The sequence below is a fragment of the Streptomyces lydicus genome, from assembly GCF_004125265.1.
Classification (GTDB): Bacteria; Actinomycetota; Actinomycetes; order Streptomycetales; family Streptomycetaceae; genus Streptomyces; species Streptomyces lydicus_C.
The window spans coordinates 5,821,989-5,839,234 of sequence record NZ_RDTE01000003.1; the positions used below are offsets into that span (position 1 = coordinate 5,821,989).

Here is a 17,246-nt window from a genome sequence, read left to right on the forward strand (position 1 = left end):
CGTGAGCCCCTTTCCCTGGAAAGGGGCGCCGACAGATGCCTGGGATGCGAGGATTGACCACGCTAAGAAGTCGTATCTACCGTGTCAACAACGGCTCTGTTCCGACGTCCCGGCTTGATCCGGCTGCACCTCATCCCCGGCCACTGGCCTGGCCATTCCAGCCCTTCGTTTTTGTTCTAGGGGCCTTCATGGACGTCTCTTTTCTGGGTGGCCCACAGCCGCAGCTCGGCGTGGGCGTCGTCGCTCCCTTCGACTTCGCTCTCGACAGAGAGCTGTGGCGCTGGGTCCCCGACGACGTGTCCCTCCACCTCACCCGCACCCCTTTTGTGCCCGTCGAGGTCAGCCTGGATCTGGCCCGTCTGGTCAGCGAGCACGAAACGCTGCAGGCCGCCGTCCAGGCGCTGTGCGCGGTATCACCGCAGGTCATCTCCTATGCCTGCACATCCGGCAGCTTTGTCGCCGGGGTGGCGGGCGAACGGGCCATGTGCGCCGCCATGGCCCAGGCGGGGGAGGTCGTCTCCCTCACGACATCGGGCGCACTGATCGAAGCGCTGCGCGAGATCGGCGCACGGCGCATCGCCGTGGTCACGCCCTATACGAAATCGGTCACCGACTCCCTGGAGGACTACCTCGGTGAAGCAGGCATCACGGTCACCGGCCGCGCCTACCTCGGGCTGACCCGGCACATCTGGAAGGTGCCGTACCGCGACGTCGTCGACATGGCCCGCGCGGCCGTCGTCGGCTCCGCCGATGCCCTCTTCATCAGCTGTACGAATCTGCCGACCTACGACGTCATCCCGCAGTTGGAGGCCGAGCTGCGGATGCCGGTGCTGTCCGCCAATCAGGTCACCATGTGGGCGGCGCTGCGCGCCATCGGCGCCCAGGCGGTCGGCCCGTACCAGGCGCTGCTCGATCCGGTGGCGCGCCGCGGCCCCGCTGCGATGACCGGATCGGAGCAGGCGGGACCGGGCGAAGGGCTGACGGGGGCGACCCCCGAGGCCGCCTTCGCCGGATCCGCCCCGGCACCGGACGGGGAGGCCCTCGACGGTCTGGAACCCCCGCCCTATCCACCCGAGGACACGGGAGGTCTGCCCCCGGTGTGAGGCGGGTCCGTACCTGCCCGCACCACCACGGATGCTGCCGGTGTGGTCCCACCCGCCGGCAGCGCCCCTCCGCACCCCTGCGCACCCTTCCGCGCCCCTTCCGCACTTCGATGCACCACCACCCGGTGAGACACCCGTCTCCACGAAAGCCCCTGCATCGCATCCGCAGCCGTACACGCAAGGGAGAACTGCATGGCATCGGTCGGCTTCCTCTACCCCGGCTACTCCGCGGAGGATGACTACCCCCGGCTCGAATCGCTCCTGGGCGGCGGGATCCGTCTGCCGCTCGTCCACACCGATATCGGCGAGGACGCCCACCGGGTCGACGCGCTGCTGGAGATGGGCTCCGCCGGACGGCTGGCGGCCGGTGTCGACGAGCTCAAGGAGCGCGGCGCCGAGGCGGTCGTCTGGGCCTGTACGAGCGCCAGCTTCGTCTTCGGCTGGGAGGGCGCCCATGAACAGGTCCGGGAGCTGTCCGTCACCGCCGGCTTGCCCGCCTCCAGCACCTCCTTCGCCTTCGCCCATGCCGTCCAGGCACTCGGGGCCCGGCGGGTGGCGATCGCCGCCACCTACCCCGACGACGTGGCCGAGCGCTTCCACGCGTTCTTGAAGTCCGCCGGCACGGAGGTCGTCTCGACCCGCGGGAGCGGCATCATCACCGCGGCCGAGGTCGGCACCTGGGGCAGCGAGGAGGTGCTGGCGCTCGCCCGGGCGGGCGACCATCCCGACGCCGAGGTGGTGCTGCTGCCGGACACCGCACTGCACACCGCCGAGCATCTGCCGGCCCTCGAAGCGGAGCTGCGCAAGCCGGTGCTCACCGCCAATCAGGTGACGGTCTGGGAAGGGCTGCGGCTGCTCGACCGCACGGTGTCCTGCCCGGTGCTGGGCACCCTCTTCTCGCGGACGGCGCACGGCCAGGAGACACCCCGGATCTGACCCGGCGGTCCGGCCAGGCGGTCCGTTCCGGCGTTCCGGCCTGGCGGTCCGCCCGGCGACCTGACCCGGGAATAAGTGGAGAACGACTCCGGTTGTCCTCCTCGCAGACCACCGACGCGAGGAGGACCCGCACCGTGAGCGGCGAGATGGACAAGGCCCGGGACAGCGACGAGGCGAGCGGCGAAAGCGGCGACGGGATACGGGGCGCGGCGCCGGGCACCGCGCCGGTCCCCCTCTCGGTGCTCGACCTGGTGACGGTCGGCGCCGGGTACACCGCTTCCGACGCGGTCCGTACGGCCGTCGGCATCGCCCGTACGGCCGAACGCCGCGGCTTCCACCGCTACTGGGTCGCCGAGCACCACTCCATGCCCGGCGTCGCCTCCTCCTCGCCCGCGGTGCTGCTCGCCCACCTCGCCGCCCACACCGAGCGCATCCGCCTCGGCTCCGGCGGCGTCATGCTCCCCAACCACGCCCCGCTGGTGATCGCCGAGCAGTTCGGCACCCTGGAGGCGATGGCCCCCGGCCGGGTCGACCTGGGCCTGGGCCGCGCACCGGGCACGGACGGCGCCACCGCCGCGGCACTACGCAGGACGGACAGGCTGCACGAGGGGGCGGACGACTTCCCCCAGCAGCTGGCCGAGTTGACCCGCTTCCTCGACGACTCCTTCCCCGACGGCCACCCCTACGCCAGGATCCACGCGGTCCCTGGACCGGTGCAGGCCACCTCGCCCGGCGGCGTCCAGTCCCGGCACCGGCCGCCCCTGTGGCTGCTGGGCTCCTCCGGCTTCAGCGCCCGGCTCGCCGGCTCCCTCGGTCTGCCGTTCGCCTTCGCGCACCACTTCTCCGCGGCCAACACCCTCCCCGCGCTGGACCTCTACCGCGCCTCCTTCCGCCCCTCCGAGGTGCTGTCCGAGCCGTACGCCCTGATCGGGGTCGCGGCGCTGGCCGCCGAGGAGGAGCGGGAGGCCCGCCGCCAGGTCATGACCGGCGCGCTGTCCATGCTCCGGCTCCGCACCGGCCGCCCCGGTCTGGTCCCCAGCCCCGAGGAGGCCGAGGCGTACGGCTTCAGCGACATGGAGCGGGACTTCGTCGACACCTGGCTCGGCAATGTCGTCCACGGCACTCCGGACGCCGTCCGCCAGGGCCTGGACGCTCTCGCCAAGCGCACCGGCGCCGACGAACTGATGATCACCGCCAACGCTCACGGCGGCCCGGCCCGGCTCCGCTCGTACGAGCTGATCGCGGACGCGTACGGGATGTAGGGCGCCGGACGGCGTGGCCGGGGCCGGGGATGTGACCGGGGCCGGTGGGGATGGAGCCGGACCCTCGCCCTGGGCGTTGCGCGCCGTCGCGGCGGGATTCTTTTTCCGGTGCGGTCGGCCGAACGGCGTTCCGCCCGCACCGGCCGAGCCCGGTTCCGCGTAAGCGAAGCCTCCTCAGGCCCCCGTGTGCCGCCCCGCGTCGAGCAGGGCCTCGACCCGGTCGGGGGCCACGGGACGGGAGTAGAGCCAGCCCTGTCCGGTGTCGCAGCCGATCCGGCGGAGCCGTTCCGCCTGTTCGGCGCTCTCCACGCACTCGGCGGTGACCGTGAGGCCGAGCCGGTGCGCCAGCGCCACCAGCGCCTCCACGATCATCTCGTCCGCCGGGTTGGGGTGCTCCTGCGAGCGGAAGCCGCGGACGAAGGAGCCGTCCAGCTTCAGTACGGACACCGGGAGGCGGCTGAGGTAGGCGAGGTTGGAGTAGCCGGTGCCGAAGTCGTCGATGGCGATCCGTACGCCCATGTCGCTGAGCGCCTGGAGGGCCTGCAGCGGCCGGCCGGCCGAGCCCATCACCGCCGACTCGGTCAGCTCCAGCTGCAGCAGCCGCGGCGGCAGCCCGGTCTCGGCCAGGATCCCGGCGACATCCGCGACCAGGTCGGAGTCCCACACCTGACGTACGGCCACATTGACGCTGACGAACAGCGGCTGGCCGGGGTGCGCCAGCTGCCAGGCCCGCGCCTGGTGGCAGGCCCGCTCCAGGACCCAGCGGCCCAGCTCGACGATCGCGCCGTTCTCCTCCGCCAGGGCGATGAACCGATTCGGCGACAGCGTCCCGAACTGCGGGTGCCGCCAGCGCACCAGCGCCTCCACCCCCTGCGCCCGGCCGTCGTCCAGTCCGACCAGCGGCTGGTACTCCAGGGTGAATTCGCCGCGGTCCACGGCAGGGCGAAGGGTGCTGGAGAGCGCCTGCCGGGTCATCCGGTGGGCGTTGCGCTCCGGGTCGAAGAGCGTCCAGCGGGCCTTGCCGTCCTCCTTGGCCCAGTACAGCGTGGTGTCCGCGGCCTGCATCAGGCCGGTCGCCGTGGTGCCGCCTGCGGTCCGCTCCACGACGCCGATGCTCGCCGAGACCGAGAGCCGCTGCCCGGCCAGGTCGAACGGGCGCTGCAGCGCGTCCAGGACGCACTGGGCCAGCTCGGCCAGCTGGTCGGTGCCGGTGGAGTCCTCCACCAAAAGAGCGAACTCGTCACCGCCCAGTCGCGCGACGAGGTGCCCCGTCCGGCCCGGCCCGCGCTCCGCCGCGCTCTCCGCGATGCGCGTCAGCCGCTGGGCCACCGCGCTCAGCAGCCGGTCGCCGACGCGGTGCCCGAGGGTGTCGTTGACGGCCTTGAAGCCGTCCAGGTCGAGGTAGCACAGCCCGATCCGGCCGGTGCCGGACGGGGCGAAGGAGGCGGTCTCCAGCGCGGCGGACAGCCGCTCGAAGAACAGCGCCCGGTTGGGCAGCCGGGTCACCGGATCGTGCATCTGCAGATGCCGCAGCCGGGCCAGCAGGTCGTGCCGGTCGCTGATGTCCGCCACCGACAGCAGCATCCGCTCCTCGCCGCTGAGCGGTTCCGGCGTCAGCGGCTCGACGATGACCTCCACCCAGATGGAGTGCCCCTCGGGGTGTGTGAGGCGCCGGGTGCAGCGCAGCCGGTCGCTGCGGCCGCACAGCACCTCGCGGTAGGCGGTCCACACCAGCGGGTCGGCGCCGAGGTCGGTGAGGTCCGCCGCGGTGGCGGCGACCAGCTCGGCCGGGTCGGCGCCGACCAGTTCCCCGAAGGCTGCGTTGGCCGCGAGGACCAGGCCGTCGCGGTTGAGGACGGCCATCGCCAGCCGCGCGGCGTGGAAGGTGGCGCGGTAGTCGCCGAGCGAGGCCGTGGTGTGGTCGCGGCGGCCGGCGGGGGCGTGCCGGGCATCGGCGGATGCATTGGTCGTACCATCACGCTCCGTCACTGAGGGGAGCGTCGCTCCGGGCGTGCGGCCCGGACTGTCGGGGTGTCCGCTCACTGCTCGCTCCCGCATGGCGCTGTCTCGTGATGGAGGGGGGATCTCGCGCTGGAAAGTGTGGCGATCATAGAGGCTGGTGCGACGGCCGATCCAGCGACGCAGCCGTGATCATCCGCTCGCATGACGGATCTTCGGCCATTTCTGAACGGGTCTGTTCGTACCGAATGCCCCATTGGCTGTTTGTGACTTTCTGTTACGAACCGATGAAGGCGCGCCGGTCACTCGTCCGGGTCCGCAAAACAGGACGAATAGCATTAAATCGCCACAGGGTAGATGAGGTCTCCGAATCCGTCCCTGGAGGTAGATGTGCCGCGCGCCCGGACACTCGACGGGGTGGATCGCCGCCGTCTGCGGCGCGTCGCGGCCGTCGTCACCTCGCTGAGCGCGCTCATCGCGACCTCCATCGTCGCCGGGCCCGCCACCGCCTCCGAAGCCGCCCTCTCCTGCGCACTGGGGCGCACCGACGCGCACCACTCCGAGGGCCTGGACACCTGGAACGGCGCCTATCCGCGCCCGGACCGCCCGCTCAACGCCGTCATGATCTTCCTGTCCTTCCCGGACGCCCGGCCGTCCGCCGTCCCGCAGGAGCTCTCCCGCGCCTACTTCCCCGCCACCTCGAACTTCTTCGACCGCGCCTCGTACGGGAAGTTCCGGCTGCGTCCGCACATCCAGCGCCACTGGGTCCGGATGCCCCGCTCGTCCGTCTCCTACGGGATACGGCGCGACTGGGACGCCGGCCGGCGCTCCGACTATCTGCGCGACGCGGTCGCCGCCGCCGACCCTTCGGTGGACTTCGGCCGCTACGACGTGGTCTATTTCGTCGCCGACCCGGACGCCCCCGGCGTCGACTCGGACGCCACCAAGGTCGTCAACCTCGAACAGCCGATGCGCGCCGACGACCGCGATCTGCGCCGGTTCGTCACCGTCTTCGAGCAGAGCCCGCCGGACCGCAATGTCCTCGCGCACGAAACCGGGCACGTCTTCGACCTGCCGGACCTCTACCACCGGCCGCAGAGCGGCAAGGGCGACTGGGACACCTACGTCGGCGACTGGGACCTCATGGGAAGCCAGTTCGGTCTGGCGCCCGACCCCTTCGCCTGGCACAAGTGGAAGCTGGGCTGGATCGCCGACAGCCAGGTGGACTGTGTCGACCTGACCAGCCCCGCCCCGCACTCGCTGCGTACCCTGTCCGCCCCCGAGGAGCCCCGGTCCCAGCGCCGGCCGCGGCTCCTGGTGGTCCGTACGGGGCCCGACAGCGCACTGGCCGTTGAGGCACGCGGTGCCATGGGCAACGACCGCTCCCTGTGCACCGAGGGCGTCCTGGTCTACCGCGTGCGGAGCGAGACCCCTTCCGGATCGGGACCCGTGCAGGTCCTCGACGGGCACCCGGGCACCTCGGCCTGCGGGGGCACCTCCGTCTACCCGCCGCTCGCGGACGCGCCGCTGGGTGTGGGGGAGAGCATGGACGACGCCCGGGACGGCGTGCGCATCCAGGTCACGGGGCGGACGACCGACGGGGACTGGGCCGTCAAGGTCGGCCGCGGCTGACGCCCGCGGGCGGGCCGGGGTGAGGGATCCGGCCGGTGGGCAGCGACCGGGCCGGCATACGACGAAGGCCCCCACCGGAGTGGAGGCCTTCGACTGTCTGTGCGCCGCCAGGGACTCGAACCCCGGACCCGCTGATTAAGAGTCAGCTGCTCTAACCAACTGAGCTAGCGGCGCCTGCTGACGGGAAAACATTAGCATCATGGTCGGGGAGGACAAAAATCGGTTTGTCTCAGCCCGCGGTCAGCGCCGGAATGCGGTGCTGAGCTGTGGTTTCCCGCCCGGGGCCGGCCAGGGAACGGGCGGCGCGCACACAGGCCCACAGCAGCACGTCCGGGCCGGGCAGCCAGGGGCTGCGGACATCCGGCGCCACCAGCCAGCGGGAGACGGACGGGCCCGCCACGTCCTCGGCGGCCGGGAATGGGGCGGCGGGCGCGTCCCCGGCGGCTGTTCGGCGGGGGTGCAGCGGCGGGACGGTCACCGCGTCGCCGCTGCCGTGGCACAGCAGCGGGGGGACGGCGGCGGCCCACTCCTCCCAGACGAGCAGCGCCGGCAGCCGCTGGGCCGTCCCCGGGGCGGCGAACAGCAGGATGCGGCCGCGGTGTGCCGCCACCGGGCCCGAGCCGGGACCGTCGGACCATAAGCGGTCGACCATGCGGCGTCCGAAGAGCGCCGGGGCGTTGATCACGTCGAAGGCGGTGCCGCACGGCAGCGCGCTGGGGGCGGCCGGTCGGGTGGCCCACAGGGTGTGCATCTCGTCCGGGCGGGGGCTGGCGGAGGCGAGCCAGTCGGCGCCCGCGAGGGTGACGTACGCCGAGGTGGGAAAGGCCAGGGTGCGGGGGGTCTCAGGCAGCCATTCGGTCATGGGGGACAGGTCTACCGATGCGGCGGGTGCGCACTGAGCTGATTGGTGGAAAACAGGACGCGGCGCCACGGGAGCCGGTATCTTGCGCCCCTTGCATATGCCAGCGGCTCATGGTCATGGACCATGAGCCGTGGTGAGGCGGGTGGTGCGGAAGTGGCGCCCGGGGCGGCCGATGGGCCGGGGCCTTCAGTCCGGCTCGCCCGGCAGGGTGCTGCCGCTGCGCATCAGGCTGCGGCCGAACTCGATCATTTTCCGGGTGTAGTCCTCGGTCCACTCCGCCTGCTCGGCGAGGGTGGCCAGCGGCATCCGGTCGAACCGGCTGGGGTCGGAGAGCTGGGCGGCGGCCAGCGCCTGGAACTCCGTGGCGCGGTCGGCCGCGGCGCGGAAGGCGAGCGCCAGCTCCGTGGCGCGGCCGAGCAGCTCGCGCGGGTCCTCCATCGACTCCAGGCCGAAGAAGTGCTCGGGGTCGGTGACGGCCTCGGGCGGCTCGAAGAGCAGCTGCGCGGGCTTCATCCGCCGTGGTCCCGGCGCCGTACCACGCGGGTCGGGAGCCGGTCGCGGCTCGGACATGTACCTACCTCCAGATCGTGTGCCGCATTCCATTGTCCCGCCCCGCGCAAGGGGGCAGGCGCGGGTGTCCGCCGCCGCCGTTCCCCGGACGGCGAGGGGCGCCACGCCTCTCGGCACGCCACGCCCCCGAGGACGTCGCGGCCTCCTCAAGGACGCCACGCCACCCGGTGTTCCGCCAGGTGGGCGAGGACGGCGTGGTTGGCCTCCCAGCCGTCCGGGAACTTGACCGTGACGCCGAGGCGGACCGGTTCGGTCGAGGGGTGCTCGTCCAGCAGGTCGGCAACGCCCGCCCGGCAGACCACGATGCAGGCGTGCCGGTGGCGGGAGGCGAGCACGCACAGCCGGCCGGTCTCCAGATGGAACGCGGTGGCGTCAGGGCGGCCGGAGAGCGGGTGCAGCACGACCGTGACGTCGAACTCGCGGCCCTGGAGGCGGTTGGCGGTGTCCACCGCGACCCCCGAAACCCCCAGCTCGGCGAGCGCGGCGCGGACGGCCGCCGCCTGGTCGCGATGGGCCGTGCCGACCGCGATCCGGGCAGCGGTGAGCGGCACCGGGACGGCGGCCCGGCCGTCCCCGTCCCGCCGGGCCTCGCTGGTCGCGGCGCCGCCGCGATCCAGGAGCCGGCGCACCACCTGGGCCACCGCGCGGACCGCCTCCGGGTCCGTACGCGGCGTACGGCGGGCGGGGAGTTCCAGCAGGCCCCAGCCCGACTCGGCGGCCTCGTCCAGGACCCGGTCCACCCCCGAGCCGTCGCCCGGCACCCCGAACGCCAGCCGCCGGTCGCCGTGGCCGGTGCCGCTGCGGAACGGGGTGTACGGGTAGAACGCGGCGGAGACCAGCGGCGCGGCCGAGGCGGGCAGCCGCCAGGAGACCGGCAGCCGGTGCTGCGGCAGATCGGGGTTGTGGGCCAGGAGGGTGGACACCGCGCTCGCGGACGGGTCGTACGCCAGCCCCGCCCACTGCTCCGCGCCGACCACGCTGAACGGGTCCAGCTGACCCGGGTCGCCGACGAACAGGGCCCGTTCGAAGAGCCCGGCCACGCTCAGCAGCGCGTCGGACCGCATCTGGTAGGCCTCGTCCACGATGGCGTGCCGCCAGGGCTCGTCGACCTTGGTGTAGGCCCATTTCGCGGCCGTCGACACGACGATGTCCATCCCGGCCAGATCGGCGGCCTTCGCGGACGTACGGACCGCGGGCAGTTCGGCCAGCGCCGGGTCGAACGCGCCGGGCTCGCTGCTGTGCAGCCGGCCGACCGGCAGCTCGGGGTCCTTCTCGGCGAGCCGCAGCACGAGGTCGTCGACCTGGGCATTGGTCTGCGCGACCACCATCAGCGGGCGTCCGGCGGCGGCCAGTTCGCGGGCCGCGCGCACCACGAGGGTGGACTTGCCGGCGCCGGGCGGGGAGTCGACGACCACACCGCGCCGGGAGCCGTGCAGCGTGTCGTGCAGGATCGCTTCGGTGGCCGCGGCGGCCGCCGCGGCCGGGTCGAAGCTCTTGGCCGCGGGGGCGGGCACGGATGCGGGGGAGTCCTGAGGGGCCGTCATACGGCAATGCTCCCCGGGGCGGCCGGGTGCCGGGCGCGGTTCACAGGAAGTCCTCCGTGGTCACGGGGTCGGGGGCGTCGTACGGTGCCTGTGCGGGGCCGGTGGGGCCGTCGGGCCCGGGCGGGGGCCCGCCGTGGGTCCACGGGGTGTCCTCGGGGTCCGGGAGCTCCGGGCCGCCGCGCGGGGCGTGTTCGAACAGCGTCCAGCACACCGTGTCGTCCGGCTCCGGCACCGAACCGGGCTCGGGGGTCTTCCCGCGCCCCATCCCGCCCGTCAGCCGCACCACCAGGGCGCCCGGCTGCCCGGCCACGGGCGCGACGTACTCCGCGGTCTGCGTCCTGCCGTCCGCCAGGGCGCGGTAGAGCTTGCCGCCCCCGGACAGCTGCGGGCGGTCGGCCGTCCGCAGCGTCACCAGCGGGCGCGGCATCGGCCGCTTGCCCTCGGAGAAGGCCATCTCGACGGCGGTGACCGTGCCCTGGAACGCCTCGCCGGCCAGCCGCCGCCCCGCCATCACCAGCGGATCGTCCAGCGCCTCCTGGGCGTCCAGCTGGGCCTGGGCCGTCTCCCGCGCGGAGAGTTTCTGCGCGGCGGTGACCGCGTCGTCCTGCCGGGGCTGCGGGGGCTCACCGGCGCGCACCCGGTCGCGGTGCGCCGTGTACGACCAGCGGTCGCGCTTCCAGCGGTCGGCGACGTGGGCGCCCTCGGGGAGCGCCCGCAGCAGGTCGAGACCGTGCCAGACGGCGTCCCAGGCCGGCCGCAACTGCCCCTCGACCAGGGCGCGCAGCGCGTCCTCGGCGCCCGGCAGCCCGGCGTCGTAACGGGCCATCGCGGGAGCCAGCAGCCGGTTGTCGAACGCCGGGTCGGTGGCCGGGCCGGCCGGCGGGCACAGCAGCTGCCCCGCCGCGTCGCGCGCCGACTCCGCACGCTCGGCCGCCTCCCGGCCCGACATCCCCGGCGGCGGGTCGATCCAGGAGAGCAGCGCGCCCAGATGCTGGTCCTCCAGCACGCTCTGGCCGGTCGCCCAGTGGCGGGTCAGCAGGCCCGTCACGGACAGCAGCAGGCTCGCGCCGGGGACCCGCGCCCGCTCGCCGAAATGGGTCAGCCAGCGGCCCAGCAGCGGGACGTGCGGCGGCGCCGGGTACGGCGCCTCCGGCTCCTGCTCGGCCGTGCGCCTAAACCGCATCGAGCGGCCCAGCAGCCGGACGAACTCGATCCCCGCGGCGCTCGGCACGATCAACTGCGGTGCATCCGCACACAGTTCGACCTGCACCGGGACCTTCTTGCCGGTCTCCGGGTCGGTCTCCTTGCGCTCCTCCCACCCGATGGCGTCCGCGTAGCCGTCCACATACGGCAGCACCGTCTCCGCCAGCTCGGCGAGGAAGGCGAACCGCAGATCGCGGTCGCGCGGCTGCGGAACGGCCAGCAACACGGGCTTCTCGCGGTCCGTGCCGACCAGCGCGCCCAGCGGGGCGCCGGCCTCGCCCGCGGTCGTCAGCGGGACGAAGACCAGGGGGCGCGCGGACAGATGGCGGTGCAGGGCCGTGCAGCGCGGCTGTGCCCGGCCCGCGGCCACCGCCTCCATCCGGGCCAGCGTCTCGATCAGCGACATCCCGGCTCCTCCGTCCGCGGCGCCGGCACGGCGGCGCCGGCCAGTGCCTCGGCGCGCAGCGCGGCGGCCCGGCGCAGCGCCACCACGGCCGGGTCCTCCCCGCCGGGGTCCGCTCCCTCGCCCGGTTCGGCTGGGCCCGCCCCGTCCGGGCCGGCCGCCGTCAGCACCTCCTCGATGGTGCGCAGACCGCCCAACTCGCCCCGTACGCCGCGCCCCAGTGCCTCCACCGCGCCGTCCCGGCGGGCGCGCGTACGGCAGTGGAAGGCCAGTTCGCAGGCCGCCAGGCACTCGGGGGCGTAGGCCGCGCCGACCGCCTCGACGGCCTCGGCCAGCTCCTCGGGCGGGCGGGTCGCCGTCTTCCCGTCGTCCGCGAGCCGCAGGTCGAAGGTGGTCTGCGCGGGCAGGGCGGCGGCGATCTCCTCGACCCGGGTCAGACGGGCCAGCTGCCGCCGGGTGGTGGCCAGTTGCTTGCGGACGTCGACGGCGGCGGCCGTGGGGAGGTTGGAGAAGTCCTTCGGGCACACCAGCAGCACCCGGTCGCGGACGTGGACCGTACGGCCGGTGCGCGCGCCGGCGTGCCGGGCCACCGGCTCCAGGGCCAGGACGTACACCGCCGCCTGCCGCGCCGCGGCGCCCACCTTGGCGGCGTCCGCCGAACCGTCGATCATCGGGAAGGACTTGATCTCGACGACCGTCCAGCTGCCGTCCGGATGCACCACCACCGCGTCCGGCTCCACATAGGCGGGCGAGCCGGCCACCTCGACGGCCAGCATCGGGTGGTCGAGCAGCGCCCAGCCGCCGGCCGCGGTCGCCTCGCGCAGCGCCAGCGCCGTACGCGCCGCCCGGCCCGCGGGCCCGGCAGCGGACAGATCCGGGGTGGCGACCTCCTCGGGCACGGGCGCCGGGGTGCGGGGCGCCAGCCGCTCGTGCACCAGCCGCAGCAGCTCCGTGCCGCCGTCGGCCTTCACCCGGGCCTCGAAGGCGGTGCCGCGGACGAGGGCGAACTGGGACTGGCCGTACGCCGCGGGCGAGCCCAGCGCCCTGGCCAGCGCGCCCTTGTCGATGCCCGCGCCGTCCAGCAGCGCACGGCGGTGGCAGCCGGGGTTGGCGGCCAGGGCGGCCAGCGCCCGGGCGTCGAGGGGACGGGGGTGTACGCCGGGGCCGCGCAGCTCGGTGAGCCTGGCCCGGCTCACGGGGGGAGCTGCCTCCGGCGGCCGGCTCGGTGCCGCCGTCGGCGACCCGTCCGGGGAGGCGGCCGGCGCGGGGCGGCTGTCGCGGAAAACGTTCACCCGCGGAAGTCTCGCATCCGGCACTGACATGCGGGGGGACCACCCACGGACCGGCCGTCGGCGGAGACGGCTCCCGGCAGCCGCCCGTACGCGGTAGGACGCCGCCGTCCGGCCGGCCCCGGGCACGTAGTCCCGGCAGGGAACAGCCTCCCGCCGCCGGTCAGGCGCAGGGCGGCCGCCCCGGCCGGGGACAAATCGACCCGGTGCGTGATGATGGAAAGCCCGCGGCCGACGCCGCCCGCACCGAGAACGACCAGCCGGGAAGCCGGCGAGAGGTACGACCATGGCACCGCGCATTTTCCTGGCCAGGCACGGGCAGACCGAGTGGTCCCGCTCCGGCAGGCACACCGGCCGTACGGACGTCCCGCTGCTGGACGAGGGGCGGCGCGGCGCCGAGCTGCTGGGCGAGCGGCTGCACCGCGCCCCCTGGGACGGCATGCCGGGCGTCGAGGTCCGCACCAGCCCCCTGGTGCGCGCCAAGGAGACCTGCGAGCTGGCCGGTTTCGGCGACCGGGCGCGGCCGTGGGACGCGCTGATGGAGTTCGACTACGGCGCGTACGAGGGCCTGACGCCGGCCGAGATCAAGTCGGCGCGGCCGGACTGGCTGATCTGGCGTGACGGCGTGCCGGAGGGCGAGACGCTCGCCGAGGTCGCCGCGCGGGCGGACGAGGTCGTGGACTGGGCGCGGTCGGCCGACCGCGATGTGCTGGTCTTCGCGCACGGCCACATCCTGCGCGCCCTGGGCGCCCGCTGGCTGGGCCTGGACATCTCCTTCGCCGCCCGGATCCGGCTGGAGCCGACCTCCCTGTCGGCGCTCGGCTGGGCCTACGGCGAGCCCGCGATCGAGCGGTGGAACGACACGGGGCACCTCGGCTGAGGGGTGCGGGGGAGGGCGCCAGGAGGGGGCGGGGGCGGGTTCGGGGGTGGGGGAGCTGCATGGCCTGGCGCCCTCAGCCGCCGGCCGTCAACGGTCAGCCCCCAACCCCCAGCCGCCAACGGTCAGCCCCCAACCCCCAACCCTCAACCATCCGAGTCCGGCCCCGGTGTCCCGTCCCTCTCCGGCACGGCCGACGCCGCGTGCCGCTCCAGGAAGCCGGCGACCGCGCCGCAGTCGCGATGCGCCCGCAGTGTCCGGGCCGTGCCGTCGAGCATCGTCCGGATACGGGCCGAGCGGACCTGCTCCAGCAGCGCCAGCACCCGGACCCCGGCCGCGGCGGCTTCCTCGGGCTGCCCGCTGTCCGCGAGATCGCCCGCGAGCTCCGCGGTGAACAGGGCGATATTGCGGGTGAAGTGGGGGTCCTGCAACGCCACCGCCCGGCGCGCGTACTCCACCGCACGCCCTGCCTCACCCAAGGCCGCCCAGCACTGCGCCTCCAGGCCCGCCAGTTCGGCCTCGCCGTAGAACGACATCCACTCCGGGTCGCCGTCCCGCGGCCCGCCCGCGAAGTGCCGCTCCGCCCGGGCCAGCGCCTGCTCGCAGCCGGAGCGGTCCGCCAGCACCGCCCAGCCGCCCGCCTCGCGCAGCGCCAGCAGCGACAGCAGCCGCGGCGAGGCCAGATGTCTGGCGGCCTGCTGGGCGGCCTGCGCGGCGCGCACCGCCTCGCGCGGACGCCCGGCATCGCGGGCGAGAAAGGCCGTATTGCAGAAGGCGTGGGCCTCCAGGGCCGCATCGCCGCAGACCCGGGCGGTGGCCAGCGCCTCCGCGTAGTGCGAGCGGGCGTCGCCGAAGCGGCCCGAGTCATGCGCCAGCCAGCCGACGGTGATGGCGAGTTCACCGGCCCCGGCGTGCAGCCGGTCGGACACCGAGCGGCGCTGGACGCCCGCGTCCAGCAACTCGTAGGCGGCGCGCAGCGGCTGGGTGGCGCGGCGGTAGATGCCCTCCGCGCCGTGCCGGTCGTCCAGCAGCCGGATCTGCCGGACGGCCTCCTCGACGGCGGTGGCCTCGGCGGCGCCGGCGCGGCCGGCGGCCGCGGCGCGCGGGCCCGGCACAGAGACGGAAGCGGCGGCGGCAGCGGCCTCGATGGGGTGCAGTGCGGCAAAGCCCAGGGCTGCCGCCGGGCCGCCGGTGATGAACGCGCGACGCAGCACGTCGCTCTCCTCGTGGATCTGGATACAGGTATCGCGGTGGTCGGGGTCGGTTGCCAGGGGCGCGGCGCCGGCCGCCGCGGTACGCGCCCCCCGTCCGCGTACCGCCTCGCGCGGCGCGAAGCCCATGTCGGGCAGCGTGAGCCCGGGGAACATGTGCCGGAACACCCGCTCGTAGGCGTAGTTCGGACACCGGATCTCCCCGGACTCGACGCGGCCCACATAGCGGGCGTCGCACGAGACCTGTTCACCGATCTCACGGGCGGACCGTCGGACCGCCGCCGCGAACTCGCCCGGTGACAGCCGGCCGCGCAGCTGTCGGAAAGCGAGGTTCGGGCGGGCGGGTACGGTGCGGGACGACGCTGAACTTGCTGGTGGCGACGCCATGGCGGACCCTCTCCGTGCCCTCTCCGTGCCATCAGGTGACGATGCCGCCTCCTGGCGGTGCGGCGGGTTGACCGTACCGGCTGTGATGGCTCCGATACGCAGAGTTTGGCCACAAATCGGATATCTCGCGCGTGATCTGCCATGAACTGCCATCCTTTGCAGCGTTACGCCGCCGTAGCTGTTGACATGCCCGGCCGTTGAAGTCGGTGTAAAGGGTCGGGTGTGTGCAGGAGGAGGGGTTCTCCGTGTGGGAGACCGGCGTGAGCAGGGGCGGCAACGGGTCCGCGGGCCGGGCCGTCGCAGACGGGGCACCGGCCGTACCGGCGCAGGCGTGCGATCTCGTGACGGTGCCCGCCCGGCAGGGGCTGGAGGCCGTGGACATCCTCCGGCTGCGGGACGGTGTCGGCCCGGTCCTGCACGACGGGGTCTGCGACACCCTCGGCTTTGTGGTGCCCGCGGGTACCGCGGCGGGCTGGGACGTGCCGGGCAGCGCGTGTACCCAGACCTCCGGGAGGGGGATCGCGCTGGATGTGCTGTGCGGAGAAGGGGTCGCGGCGCACCCGCCGGTGACCGGCAGCGGCTGGCTGGTGTCCCCGGAGGGCGCGGGCACCGAGGCCACCGACCCGGCCGTACTGCGTGCGGCACTCGGCGAGGCGGCCCGCACCATCGAGGCCGTCGACCGCTGTCAGTGAGGCCGGCCTCCGGGCGGGCGCTCCTTAAGTCCCCTGCACGGCCGGTGCGCCGTCCCTCGCCGGGCGGGGGATGGTGGTCGCGCCGCGCCGGTCGCCGAGCCGGCGCTGTACGCCGCGCAGCAGCCGCGTCGCGGTGAAGGCCGCGCCGTGGACGAAGCGCATCGACGGGCCGAACGACGGGGCGGTCAGCAGCCCCGCGAAGAACAGGCCGGGCCAGGACGACTCGAAGCAGGAGCTCAGTTCGGGCGCCCGGCTGCCGCCCACCGTCCGCAGCGTGGTGCGCACAGGGGGGACGAGCAGCCGCAGCCGCCCGAGGTCGGGGAGGAATCCGGTGGCCGCCACCACGTGCTGGGTGTCCAGGGTCTCGGTACCGCCGTCCGCATGGGTGAGGTGGAGCCGCACCCCGCCGCGGTGAGCGGCCGCCGCCCGGATCCGGTGGTTCAGCAAGGTGGGCACCGCCTGCTCGAAGCGCTCCCGCAGCCACCAGGCGCCGGCCGGGCCCGGCGCCGTCCCGGCGATCCGCAGCCGGGTCGCGGCGGGCAGCCGGCGCACCGCCCAGGGGGCCTGTGACCACAGCCGGTTCGGCCAGCCGGTGCCCAGTGCGGAGTGCGGGTCGCGCAGCGCCCTCAGCCGGCCGCGCTCCAGTGGCTGCGGCGGGGCGTTCCAGCGCAGCCGGTCGGCGCGGGCCACCAGGCGCGGCCGGGCGCCCTGTTCGGCGAGCAGGGCCGCGGTCTCCAGCGCGGACTGGCCGGCGCCGATCACGGTGACGTCCTGACCGCAGAAGCGGCGCAGGTCGCGGTGGTCACTGCTGTGCGAGGCGAGGTGCGGGGGGAGTTCGAGCAGCGGCCAGGGGCGGTTGACGAACGGCATCACCCCGACCGCGAGTGCGACGGTACGGGCCGCGATCCGCTCGCCGGTGTCCGTGTCGACGTGGAAGCCGTCGCCGTCCGGGCGTACGGAGGTGACGGTGACCTCCTCGGTCTGCGGTACCGCCCGTTCGCCGAACCATCTGCCGTACGCGGTGAAGGTGTCGAGCGGCAGCGGGACGCCGTGCTCGGTGGCCAGGTCGTGGGCGGCGCCGTACGCGGCCGGGGTGTGGCTGCCGTCCGGGTCGGAGAGCGGGGCGGCCCAGGGCTCGGAGGTGAGGAACATGCCGTCGGGCATGTGGTCGCGCCACGTGGCCATCGGCCGGCCCAGGACCCGCAGCCGCAGTCCGGCCGCCGCCGCATGCGCGGCGATCGAGAGTCCGTAGGGGCCGGCGCCCACCACCACGAGGTCGTACATGGAAGCTCCCTGCTCTTTCTCTTGGCGCGGTA

General features: G+C 74.3%; 14 protein-coding genes and 1 tRNA gene. 6 read left to right on the forward strand and 9 right to left on the reverse strand.

Annotated features, from left to right (window positions below; translation table 11 throughout):
- The first annotated feature begins 188 nt into the window (after positions 1 to 188).
- The 3 genes from D9V36_RS28145 to D9V36_RS28155 all read left to right on the forward strand — a co-directional run bounded on the left by D9V36_RS28145 (position 189) and on the right by D9V36_RS28155 (position 3,301).
- Positions 189 to 1,103 carry a maleate cis-trans isomerase family protein gene (locus D9V36_RS28145; protein WP_129296204.1) on the forward strand — a complete coding sequence of 305 codons (915 nt, stop codon included), beginning with the start codon at positions 189 to 191 and terminating at the stop codon, positions 1,101 to 1,103.
- Positions 1,104 to 1,295: 192 nt separating this feature from the next.
- Positions 1,296 to 2,039, forward strand: a complete 744-nt coding sequence (locus D9V36_RS28150; protein ID WP_129296205.1) for a maleate cis-trans isomerase family protein — start codon at positions 1,296 to 1,298, stop codon at positions 2,037 to 2,039.
- 146 nt (positions 2,040 to 2,185) lie between these two features.
- Entirely contained in the window at positions 2,186 to 3,301 is a 1,116-nt protein-coding gene (locus D9V36_RS28155) for an LLM class flavin-dependent oxidoreductase (protein ID WP_129298744.1), read from the forward strand.
- Between the two features lie 174 nt (positions 3,302 to 3,475).
- Here the strand turns inward: D9V36_RS28155 and D9V36_RS28160 are convergent, their stop codons facing one another.
- Positions 3,476 to 5,290: a putative bifunctional diguanylate cyclase/phosphodiesterase gene (locus D9V36_RS28160; RefSeq protein ID WP_129296206.1), complete on the reverse strand. Its 1,815-nt coding sequence runs from the start codon at positions 5,288 to 5,290 to the stop codon at positions 3,476 to 3,478.
- Positions 5,291 to 5,650: 360 nt separating this feature from the next.
- On the opposite strand from D9V36_RS28160, the gene D9V36_RS28165 reads away from it, so the two are divergent.
- Positions 5,651 to 6,892, forward strand: a complete 1,242-nt coding sequence (locus tag D9V36_RS28165) for a M6 family metalloprotease domain-containing protein (RefSeq protein WP_241721362.1) — start codon at positions 5,651 to 5,653, stop codon at positions 6,890 to 6,892.
- A gap of 100 nt (positions 6,893 to 6,992) precedes the next feature.
- On the opposite strand, the gene D9V36_RS28170 is transcribed toward D9V36_RS28165, so the two are convergent.
- The 6 genes from D9V36_RS28170 to D9V36_RS28195 all read right to left on the reverse strand — a co-directional run bounded on the left by D9V36_RS28170 (position 6,993) and on the right by D9V36_RS28195 (position 12,766).
- A tRNA-Lys gene (locus D9V36_RS28170) sits at positions 6,993 to 7,066 on the reverse strand.
- Positions 7,067 to 7,121: 55 nt separating this feature from the next.
- Positions 7,122 to 7,754, reverse strand: a complete 633-nt coding sequence (locus D9V36_RS28175; RefSeq protein ID WP_129296208.1) for a bifunctional DNA primase/polymerase — start codon at positions 7,752 to 7,754, stop codon at positions 7,122 to 7,124.
- 186 nt (positions 7,755 to 7,940) lie between these two features.
- A complete protein-coding gene (locus D9V36_RS28180; protein WP_206739739.1) occupies positions 7,941 to 8,324 on the reverse strand; it encodes a hypothetical protein in 384 nt (127 codons plus the stop codon).
- 146 nt (positions 8,325 to 8,470) lie between these two features.
- The gene (locus D9V36_RS28185) at positions 8,471 to 9,868 is read right to left on the reverse strand and encodes an AAA domain-containing protein (protein WP_129296209.1); all 1,398 of its coding nucleotides are present in this window, start codon (positions 9,866 to 9,868) and stop codon (positions 8,471 to 8,473) included.
- Positions 9,869 to 9,908: 40 nt separating this feature from the next.
- Entirely contained in the window at positions 9,909 to 11,477 is a 1,569-nt protein-coding gene (locus tag D9V36_RS28190) for a hypothetical protein (RefSeq protein WP_129296210.1), read from the reverse strand.
- The gene (locus D9V36_RS28195; RefSeq protein ID WP_164993043.1) at positions 11,468 to 12,766 is read right to left on the reverse strand and encodes a hypothetical protein; all 1,299 of its coding nucleotides are present in this window, start codon (positions 12,764 to 12,766) and stop codon (positions 11,468 to 11,470) included. The genes D9V36_RS28190 and D9V36_RS28195 overlap by 10 nt, the downstream gene beginning before the upstream one ends.
- Positions 12,767 to 13,049: 283 nt before the next feature.
- Between D9V36_RS28195 and D9V36_RS28200 the strand changes: the two genes are divergently transcribed.
- Positions 13,050 to 13,643, forward strand: a complete 594-nt coding sequence (locus D9V36_RS28200; protein WP_129296211.1) for a histidine phosphatase family protein — start codon at positions 13,050 to 13,052, stop codon at positions 13,641 to 13,643.
- 143 nt (positions 13,644 to 13,786) lie between these two features.
- Here D9V36_RS28200 and D9V36_RS28205 read toward each other — a convergent pair whose 3' ends face one another.
- Entirely contained in the window at positions 13,787 to 15,238 is a 1,452-nt protein-coding gene (locus D9V36_RS28205; protein ID WP_129296212.1) for a tetratricopeptide repeat protein, read from the reverse strand.
- A gap of 245 nt (positions 15,239 to 15,483) precedes the next feature.
- Here D9V36_RS28205 and D9V36_RS28210 point away from each other — a divergent pair, with 245 nt between their 5' ends.
- Positions 15,484 to 15,930 carry a hypothetical protein gene (locus D9V36_RS28210; protein ID WP_129296213.1) on the forward strand — a complete coding sequence of 149 codons (447 nt, stop codon included), beginning with the start codon at positions 15,484 to 15,486 and terminating at the stop codon, positions 15,928 to 15,930.
- A 24-nt stretch (positions 15,931 to 15,954) separates the two neighbouring features.
- Here the strand turns inward: D9V36_RS28210 and D9V36_RS28215 are convergent, their stop codons facing one another.
- Positions 15,955 to 17,214, reverse strand: a complete 1,260-nt coding sequence (locus D9V36_RS28215) for an NAD(P)-binding domain-containing protein (protein WP_129296214.1) — start codon at positions 17,212 to 17,214, stop codon at positions 15,955 to 15,957.
- Between the last annotated feature and the right edge of the window lie 32 nt (positions 17,215 to 17,246).

Bases quoted from the DNA above. Each gene is read 5' to 3' on its own strand.
- D9V36_RS28145 (WP_129296204.1), top strand. From the start codon at position 189: ATGGACGTCTCTTTTCTGGGTGGCCCACAGCCGCAGCTCGGCGTGGGC.
- D9V36_RS28150 (WP_129296205.1), top strand. From the start codon at position 1,296: ATGGCATCGGTCGGCTTCCTCTACCCCGGCTACTCCGCGGAGGATGAC.
- D9V36_RS28155 (WP_129298744.1), top strand. From the start codon at position 2,186: ATGGACAAGGCCCGGGACAGCGACGAGGCGAGCGGCGAAAGCGGCGAC.
- D9V36_RS28175 (WP_129296208.1), bottom strand. From the start codon at position 7,754: ATGACCGAATGGCTGCCTGAGACCCCCCGCACCCTGGCCTTTCCCACC.
- D9V36_RS28180 (WP_206739739.1), bottom strand. From the start codon at position 8,324: ATGTCCGAGCCGCGACCGGCTCCCGACCCGCGTGGTACGGCGCCGGGA.
- D9V36_RS28185 (WP_129296209.1), bottom strand. From the start codon at position 9,868: ATGACGGCCCCTCAGGACTCCCCCGCATCCGTGCCCGCCCCCGCGGCC.
- D9V36_RS28190 (WP_129296210.1), bottom strand. From the start codon at position 11,477: ATGTCGCTGATCGAGACGCTGGCCCGGATGGAGGCGGTGGCCGCGGGC.
- D9V36_RS28200 (WP_129296211.1), top strand. From the start codon at position 13,050: ATGGCACCGCGCATTTTCCTGGCCAGGCACGGGCAGACCGAGTGGTCC.
- D9V36_RS28205 (WP_129296212.1), bottom strand. From the start codon at position 15,238: ATGGCGTCGCCACCAGCAAGTTCAGCGTCGTCCCGCACCGTACCCGCC.
- D9V36_RS28215 (WP_129296214.1), bottom strand. From the start codon at position 17,214: ATGTACGACCTCGTGGTGGTGGGCGCCGGCCCCTACGGACTCTCGATC.